Below are 6211 nucleotides of genomic sequence, written 5' to 3'. Positions count from 1 at the left end.
CCATCGCCGAGATGTGATGGGCGACGGTGTCGTGCAGGTCGCGGGCCAGCCGTTCGCGTTCGAGCATGAGGCCCGCTGCGAAAGACGTCTGGTATCAGGCGTCGAGCTCGGCGGTCAGCGCCCGCGTCTGGTTGGGGTCGACCTGGATGCCGGGGCCCATGGACGTGGAGAAGACGACCTTCTTGACGTAGCGTCCCTTGGCCGCGGACGGCTTGAGACGGATCACCTCTTCGAGGGCGGCGGCGTAGTTCTCGATGAGCTGACGCTCGCCGAAGGACACCTTGCCGATGATGAAGTGCAGGTTCGCGTGCCGGTCGACACGGAACTCGATCTTGCCGCCCTTGATGTCGGTGACGGCCTTGCCGACGGCCGGGGTCACGGTGCCGGTCTTGGGGTTCGGCATCAGGCCACGGGGGCCGAGCACGCGGCCCAGGCGGCCGACCTTGCCCATGAGGTCCGGGGTGGCGACGACGGCGTCGAAGTCGAGGCGGCCCTTGGCGACCTCGTCGATCAGCTCGTCGGCACCGACGATGTCGGCACCCGCGGCGCGGGCCTCCTCGGCACGGTCACCGGTCGCGAAGACCAGGACCCGGGCGGTCTTGCCGGTGCCGTGCGGGAGGTTGACGGTGCCGCGGACCATCTGGTCGGCCTTGCGGGGGTCGACACCCAGCCGCAGGGCCACCTCGACGGTGGCGTCGAACTTGGCGACGTTGGTCTCCTTGGCCAGCTTGGCCGCCTGGGCCGGGCTGTACAGGGTGTCGCGGTCGACCTGCGCCGCTGCGGCGCGGAATCCCTTGCTGCGCTTCACTTGCTCACTCCTTTGATCCGAGTGTCCGTGGTACGGGCCAGCGCCGGCCCCTCCACTTACTCCGAAATTGGCGGATGTCGCTCTAATCCACCTACTTGGATCCCTGTTCGATCTCGCGGACGAGGTTCGTCGCCGCGAGGTCGCCGCCGGGTCCGTACGGCGGGTGTCGCTAGTCGGCGATCGTGATGCCCATCGACCGGGCGGTGCCGGCGATGATCTTCTCGGCCGCCTCGATGTCGTTGGCGTTGAGGTCCTGCATCTTGGTCTCGGCGATCTGGCGCAGCTGCTCCTTGGTGAGCTTGCCGACCTTGTCCTTCTGCGGGACGGCCGAACCCTTCGCGACACCGGCGGCCTTCTTGATCAGCTCAGGCGCCGGAGGCGTCTTCGTGACGAAGGTGAAGGTGCGGTCCTCGTAGATGGTGATCTCAACGGGGATGATGTTGCCGCGCTGGGCCTCGGTGGCAGCGTTGTACTGCTTCACGAAGTCCATGATGTTGACGCCGTGCGGACCGAGGGCGGTACCGACCGGCGGCGCGGGCGTGGCCTGGCCAGCGGGGAGCTGGACCTTGACCAGCGCGGCGAGCTTCTTCTTAGGAGGCATGCTTCTCTCCGGGTCCTTCTTCTCTGAACGGTGTTCCTGAGTCCCCGCGACCGCGGGGACCACCACCGCGGGGCCCACCACGGCAACCGCAGCTTGACCGGCGCGGTGGACGGAACATCCCCGCGACCGCGGGGCAGACTGACGAAGTCTACGCGACCGGCCTAGATCTTCGAGACCTGGTTGAACGAGAGCTCGACCGGGGTCTCGCGACCGAAGATCGACACGAGCACCTTGAGCTTCTGCGACTCGGCGCTGATCTCGCTGACCGTGGCGGGCAGCGTGGCGAACGGGCCGTCCATGACGGTGACGGACTCACCGATCTCGAAGTCGACGGTCGCGGCGGAGGCCTTCGCGGTCGACTTCTTGACCTCTTCCGACGGCTCGGGCGCGAGCAGCTTGGCGACCTCTTCGAGGCTCAGCGGGCTCGGCTTGTTGGACAGACCGACAAAGCCGGTCACGCCGGGCGTGTTACGCACCGCGGACCAGGACTCGTCGGTGAGCTCCATCCGGACCAGCACGTAGCCGGGCAGCACCCGCTCCTTGACCAGCTGGCGCTTGCCGCTCTTGATCTCGGTCACGTGGTGGGTGGGCACCTCGACCTGGAAGATGTAGTCCTCCATGTTGAGGGACTGCGTGCGGGTCTCGATGTTGGACTTCACGCGGTTCTCGTAGCCGGCGTAGGAGTGGATGACGTACCACTCGCCGAACAGACCCCGCAGGTGCCGCTTGAACTCCTCGACCGGGTCGACGTCGGGAAGGACGTCACCGTCTTCGTCGACGGCGCCGGCCGGGGCCTGCTCGGCCTCGTTTTCGGCGTCGGCGTCGGTTTCGGCGTCGACATCCTGCCCGTCGGACTCGCCAAGCGACTCCTCGGTGACGTCTACGGCCTTCTCCAGCTCATCCTCACGCTCTTCGCGGGGCTCGCCGGCCGACTGTGCAGACTCGGACACGGTGCTCTTTCTCTTTTCGTCGATGGCTGATGGACTCGTCCGCAGGGCGGCCCGCCCGCCGGAGACCGCGGCTCAGGCTCCGCCGAAGATTCTCAGCACGCCCTCGGTGAACAGCGCATCCAAAGCCGACACGATCCCGACCATGATCAGAACGAAGACCAGGACGATGATGGTGTACGAAATGAGGTCTTTGCGCGTGGGCCAGATGACCTTACGCAGCTCGGCGACAACCTGCCGATAGAAAAGGGCGGGAGAAGTGCGCTTCGCCTTCTTCTCACCGCTCGGCTTGTCTGCGGTTTCGCCGCGCGTGTCGATCGCCACAGTCCTCACCTGAATCCATCGAGTCCAACGCATATCAGCGGCGCGCTAGACGCCAGATGCGCGGACCGCTCCTCGCAGGGCACGAGGGACTCGAACCCCCAACCGCCGGTTTTGGAGACCGGTGCGCTACCAATTGCGCTAGTGCCCTAAGACATGAACCACCATACATCGGTTGGACCGAAGTTTGTCCGCGGCTCACGGTCTTGACCGCCGGTTCACGCATGCGGCGGAAAGAACATGCCGGAGTCTACGTGTGATTGCTCACTTCGTCGAACCGAAGGGCGATCGCCCAGCTCAGCGAATCTCCCTCCGGAGGCTCGGGCCTGCCGGGGCGAGCCGTCCGGATAGTGGATACCCGGCGGGAACAGCGGCACAGTTCTGTAACCATGGAGGTATGACCCGTCCCCGCATCTCAGCACGCATCTCCGCGATCTCAGAGTCCGCCACGCTGGCCGTGGACGCCAAGGCCAAGGCGATGAAGGCGGCAGGCCGCCCGGTCATCGGCTTCGGCGCCGGCGAGCCGGACTTCGCCACTCCCGGCTACATCGTCGAGGCGGCCGTCGAGGCGTGCCGTAACCCCAGGTTCCACAAGTACACGCCGGCCGGCGGCCTTCCCGAGCTGAAGCAGGCCATCGCCGACAAGACGCTCCGCGACTCCGGCTACCAGGTCGACGCGGCCCAGGTCCTGGTCACCAACGGTGGCAAGCAGGCCGTCTACGAGGCGTTCGCCACGCTGCTCGACCCGGGCGACGAGGTGCTGGTCGTCGCCCCCTACTGGACCACCTACCCCGAGGCGATCAAGCTGGCCGGCGGCGTCCAGGTCGACGTGGTGACCGACGAGACCACTGGCTACCTGGCGAGCGTGGAGCAGCTGGAGGCGGCGCGCACCGACCGGACCAAGGTCCTGCTGTTCGTCTCTCCGTCCAACCCGACCGGCGCGGTGTACTCCCCCGAGCAGGTCGCCCAGATCGGCCGCTGGGCCGCCGAGCACGACCTGTGGGTCGTCACGGACGAGATCTACGAGCACCTGACCTACGGCGACGCGACGTTCGCGAGCATCGCCACGGTGACCCCCGAGCTGGGCGACAAGGTGGTGATCCTCAACGGCGTCGCCAAGACCTACGCGATGACCGGCTGGCGGGTGGGCTGGCTGATCGGCCCCAAGGACGTCGTCAAGGCCGCGACCAACCTGCAGTCGCACGCCACCTCCAACGTCTCCAACGTCGCCCAGATCGCCGCGCTGGCCGCCGTCGGCGGCGACCTGTCGGCCGTGGCCCAGATGCGCGAGGCCTTCGACCGCCGCCGCCAGACCATGGTCCGGATGCTCAACGAGATCCCGGGCGTGTTCTGCCCCGAGCCGAAGGGCGCCTTCTACGCCTACCCGTCGGTCAAGGAACTGCTGGGCAAGGACTTCGACGGCCGCCGTCCGGCGACCTCCGCCGAGCTGGCCGAGCTCATCCTGGAGGAGGCCGAGGTGGCGGTCGTCCCCGGGGAGGCGTTCGGCACCCCGGGCTACTTCCGCCTGTCCTACGCACTCGGCGACGACGACCTGATCGAGGGCGTGGGCCGCATCGTCAAGTTCCTCAGCCAGGCCCGCTGAACGCCTCCCGGGGCGGGAGACGAGTGGCAGCCGCACCCCGCCGGGTCGGGCTCCGGCCGGCGGGGTGGCGGGCTGGGTGGTGGGCGAACGGCCTCCGTGCCCGCCGGATGAGCCCGGCTCAGTCGCGCAGGGCGTAGGTCACCGCGGACTCGAAGTGGGAGGCCGCCCCCTCGGCGAAGGCCAGCGCGTAGGCGGTCTCTCCGATCAGACCCTCGGCGCGGGCCGCGGCGGCCTCGCGGAGCCCGGTCATGGTGTCGGCCCCCAGGCCGGGCAGCCCGAAGGTGATCCAGATGCGCTGCGCGGCGCCGAGGAGCCAGGCGGCGCGGGAGCCGTCATCCGCGGCCACGGCGATCCGGGCGAGCTGGTCGATGGCGAGCACGCCGCCGACCACGTCTCGCAGCCGCCAGTTGACCTCCAGCGCCGCCCTGGCCGCGGCTGAGGCCTCGGCGACCTCCCCCCGGCCCAGAAGGGCCAGAGAGCGGATGTAGTCGCTCAGGGCTCGCTGGGAGAGCTCTCCACGCGCCTCGCAGTGCCGGCGCGTCTCGCGCAGGATCTCCACCGCCCTGTCGAAGTCGCCACCGAACGTGGCGGCCATGGCCAGGAGGAGGGGAACGGAGAACAGGCCTGACGAGCCGGGCTCGACCTGCCGTAACCCGGCGGCTCCGCGCAGCGCGTACCCCCGCGCGCCCTCCAGGTCGCCGGTGAGCAGGCAGGCTCCGGCGAGGCGGAGGTGGGCGTGGGCCTCGGTCTCGCCGTCGCCGTGGCGCCGGGCGCTCTCGGCGCTCTCCCTGGCCCGCCTGCGCGCCAGGGGTATGTCGCCCGCGAGGAGCGCGAGGTGGGCGGCGACCCAGAGCGGTCTTGACCTGACCCGGTCCGGGGCCGGGACGGCGGCCAGCGCGCGGTCGAGGTAGTGGCGGCCCTCCCGGACGAGGCCCAGGTGACACCAGAGAACCCACAGGGCTCCGGCCAGTTCCAGGGCGGTGCGGTGGTCGCCGCCCGCGAGGCAGCGGTCGAGTGCCGCGCGGATGTTGGACAGTTCCCCGCGCGCCCAGCGTGCCCATTCGAGCTGGCGGGGGCCGCACCACTGGGCGTCCATGCGGTGGGCGGCGGCCAGGTAGTGATCACGGTGGCGGCGGCGCATCAGGGCGCCCTCGCCCAGCTCGTCGAGCCAGTCGCGCCCGTAGTCCCTGATGGTGTCGAGCAGGCGGTAGCGATCACCCACACGGGTGACGACGGACTTGGTCACGAGTACGGCGAGCACACCGGCCACGTCGGGCAGGCACTCGTCCGCGCAGACGCCGCGTGCCGACTCCTCGTCGAAGGTGCCCGCGAAGACCGACAGGCGGGCCCAGAGCAGGCGTTCCGCGGGCGTGCAGAGCTCGTGGCTCCAGCCGGCCGCGGTGCGCAGCGTGTGGTGGCGTACGAGGACTCCCTCGCCGTCGGCCGGCAGCTTGAAGCGCTCTTCGGGCTGGTCGGCGAGCTGGATCGCCGACAGGCCACGCGCGTGACCGGCCGCCAGCTCGATGGCGAGCGGGACGCCGTCGAGCCTCCGGCAGAGCCTGGCGACGGCCATCATGGCCCGCTCGTCCGTGCACAGCCCGGGGGCGACGGCCGTCGCGCGGTCCAGAAAGAGGCTCATCACGTCGTACCCCGCGAGGTCGGCGGCCTCGGGCGGAGGGACGGGAAAGGGATCGACGCCCATGACGACCTCGTACGGCAGGCAGAGCTCCTGGCGGCTGGTCACGATGATCTGGACGGCGGGCGCGCCGGTCAGGATGGCCGTGACCATGGCGGCACAGGGACCGACGAGGTGCTCGCAGGTGTCCAGGACGAGCAGGAGCCGCCGGTCGGCGAGGAACTCGACGAGGGACGCGAGGGCCGGGCGTCCGGCCCTCGCGCCGATACCCCCGGCGACGAACAGGTAGTCCTCG

7 protein-coding genes and 1 tRNA gene are annotated in these 6211 nt (G+C 69.6%); 1 reads left to right on the top strand and 7 read right to left on the bottom strand.

Annotated elements, in window-relative coordinates; genetic code table 11:
* From ABZ260_RS44550 to ABZ260_RS44525, 6 genes are all read right to left on the bottom strand, one after another.
* Positions 1-67: histidine kinase (locus tag ABZ260_RS44550; RefSeq protein WP_355630164.1), on the bottom strand; the 67-nt coding region annotated here is incomplete at its 3' end.
* Positions 68-94: 27 nt separating this feature from the next.
* Positions 95-808 carry a 50S ribosomal protein L1 gene (rplA, locus tag ABZ260_RS44545; protein ID WP_030923988.1) on the bottom strand — a complete coding sequence of 238 codons (714 nt, stop codon included), beginning with the start codon at positions 806-808 and terminating at the stop codon, positions 95-97.
* A 169-nt stretch (positions 809-977) separates the two neighbouring features.
* Positions 978-1409: a 50S ribosomal protein L11 gene (rplK, locus tag ABZ260_RS44540; RefSeq protein ID WP_343968369.1), complete on the bottom strand. Its 432-nt coding sequence runs from the start codon at positions 1407-1409 to the stop codon at positions 978-980.
* A gap of 161 nt (positions 1410-1570) precedes the next feature.
* Positions 1571-2359 (bottom strand): transcription termination/antitermination protein NusG, encoded by a 789-nt coding sequence (nusG, locus tag ABZ260_RS44535; RefSeq protein ID WP_350911351.1) that lies wholly within the window; start codon positions 2357-2359, stop codon positions 1571-1573.
* Positions 2360-2431: 72 nt separating this feature from the next.
* Positions 2432-2680 carry a preprotein translocase subunit SecE gene (gene secE / locus ABZ260_RS44530; RefSeq protein WP_037972396.1) on the bottom strand — a complete coding sequence of 83 codons (249 nt, stop codon included), beginning with the start codon at positions 2678-2680 and terminating at the stop codon, positions 2432-2434.
* A gap of 75 nt (positions 2681-2755) precedes the next feature.
* A tRNA-Trp gene (locus ABZ260_RS44525) sits at positions 2756-2828 on the bottom strand.
* A gap of 246 nt (positions 2829-3074) precedes the next feature.
* On the opposite strand from ABZ260_RS44525, the gene ABZ260_RS44520 reads away from it, so the two are divergent.
* The gene (locus ABZ260_RS44520; protein ID WP_355630159.1) at positions 3075-4280 is read left to right on the top strand and encodes a pyridoxal phosphate-dependent aminotransferase; all 1206 of its coding nucleotides are present in this window, start codon (positions 3075-3077) and stop codon (positions 4278-4280) included.
* A gap of 118 nt (positions 4281-4398) precedes the next feature.
* On the opposite strand, the gene ABZ260_RS44515 is transcribed toward ABZ260_RS44520, so the two are convergent.
* Positions 4399-6211: ATPase (locus ABZ260_RS44515; RefSeq protein ID WP_355630156.1), on the bottom strand; the 1813-nt coding region annotated here is incomplete at its 5' end.

The organism is Streptosporangium sp. NPDC006013, assembly GCF_040614275.1.
Taxonomy (GTDB): domain Bacteria; phylum Actinomycetota; class Actinomycetes; order Streptosporangiales; family Streptosporangiaceae; genus Streptosporangium.
Note: the sequence above shows the minus strand (reverse complement) of the source record. Positions and strands in the feature narration are given on the sequence as shown.

Excerpts from the sequence above, each read along its gene's own strand:
- rplK (WP_343968369.1), bottom strand. The coding sequence starts at position 1,409 with ATGCCTCCTAAGAAGAAGCTCGCCGCGCTGGTCAAGGTCCAGCTCCCC.
- ABZ260_RS44520 (WP_355630159.1), top strand. The coding sequence starts at position 3,075 with ATGACCCGTCCCCGCATCTCAGCACGCATCTCCGCGATCTCAGAGTCC.